Source organism: Micrococcus sp. GbtcB5 (genome assembly GCF_019091605.1).
GTDB lineage: Bacteria > Actinomycetota > Actinomycetes > Actinomycetales > Micrococcaceae > Micrococcus > Micrococcus luteus.
In genome coordinates, this window is the sequence record NZ_JAGXJK010000414.1 from 1 (window position 1) to 240 (window position 240).

Here is a 240-nt window from a genome sequence, read left to right on the forward strand (position 1 = left end):
CGACGATGTCGTCTTACTTGACCGCGCGGGTGCGCGGCTTGATCCGGTGCTCCACGAGCTTGGCCCCGAACAGGGCCAGCGTCAGCTTGGAGCCGATCACGGGGATGTCGACGCGCAGGCGCAGCAGGTACGGCACGGCGCCGATGTGGTCCTCGAGGCCGTGAGTCAGGTCGATGCCGACGACGTCGTCCACGCGGTCCCGGATGTAGGCGAAGTCCGGCAGGATCAGGTCGACGCCGG

General features: G+C 68.3%; 1 pseudogene. It reads right to left on the reverse strand.

Features of this window, described 5'->3' with window-relative positions:
- Nucleotides 1-28: 28 nt before the first annotated feature.
- Nucleotides 29-240 (reverse strand): annotated as a pseudogene (locus KVS67_RS12940) (RNase J family beta-CASP ribonuclease); the annotation flags it as partial.